The organism is Caulobacter sp. D5, assembly GCF_003185805.1.
Taxonomy (GTDB): Bacteria; Pseudomonadota; Alphaproteobacteria; order Caulobacterales; family Caulobacteraceae; genus Caulobacter.
The window spans coordinates 1-1,031 of sequence record NZ_QHJY01000510.1 but is presented as its reverse complement, the minus strand read 5'-3'; the positions used below and the strand labels follow the sequence as shown (position 1 = coordinate 1,031).

The following is a 1,031-nucleotide window of genomic DNA, read 5'->3' as shown; positions in this document are numbered from 1 at the left end:
CCCGCGCCCCCGACGTCCAGTTCGCGCCCCGCCGTGCAGGCGCCGGCTCCGGTCGATGCGCGCCTACAGCGCTGCCAGGCGCTGGGCGCGGCCGGCGCGCAAGACCCTGAGTGCCTGCAGGCCTGGGAGGCGGCGCGCACCCGGTTCCTGGGTCGGGCCAGGGCGGACCGCTGAGATGGAAGGTCCCGGCGTCGTCGACAGATTCCTGGGCGTCTTCACCGCCTACATCGACTCAGGCTTCGGCCTGCTGGGCGGGGAGGTGGCGTTCATCGCCACGACCCTGATCGTCATCGATGTCACCCTGGCGGCGCTCTTCTGGAGCCTGGGCGAGGGCGAGGACATCATCGCCCGCCTGATCCGCAAGACCCTGTTCATCGGCGCCTTCGCCTACCTGATCGGCAACTGGAACGCCCTGTCGCGGATCATCTTCGAGAGCTTCGCGGGCCTTGGCCTGAAGGCGTCGGGAACAGACTTCTCGGTCGACGACCTGCTGCGTCCAGGCCGCGTGGGCCAGGCCGGCATCGACGCGGGACGACCGCTCCTGGAGAGCATCTCCGGGCTGATGGGCTACGTCGCCTTCTTCGAGAACTTCATCCAGATCGCGGTGCTGCTGATCGCCTGGCTGATCGTGGTCCTGAGCTTCTTCATCCTGGCCGTGCAGCTCTTCGTGACGCTGATCGAGTTCAAGCTGACGACGCTGTGCGGCTTCGTCCTCATGCCGTGGGGGCTGTTCGGCAAGACCGCGTTCCTCGCCGAGCGGGTGCTGGGCAACGTCGTGGCCTCGGGCGTGAAGGTCATGGTGCTGGCCGTGGTCATCGGCATCGGCTCGACGCTGTTTTCCCAGTTCACGGCGGGCTTCGCCGGCAGCGAGCCGACCATCGAGGAGGCGCTGAGCGTCGTCCTGGCCTCCCTGTGCCTGCTGGGCCTGGGCCTGTTATCGCCTGGTATCGCCAGCGGCCTGGTTTCGGGCGGCCCGCAGCTCTCGGCCGGGGCGGCGGTCGCCAGCGCGGCGGCCGCCGGCGGCGCGCTGG

At 69.5% G+C, this 1,031-nt stretch carries 2 protein-coding genes; both read left to right on the top strand.

What is annotated here, in order from left to right:
• Nucleotides 1-174 (top strand): putative entry exclusion protein TrbK-alt (trbK-alt, locus tag DMC18_RS24540; protein WP_158285984.1); only part of this gene is annotated, 174 nt, incomplete at its 5' end.
• 1 nt (nt 175) lies between these two features.
• The coding region (gene trbL / locus DMC18_RS24535) for a P-type conjugative transfer protein TrbL (protein ID WP_110117579.1) at nt 176-1,031 on the top strand (856 nt) is incomplete at its 3' end.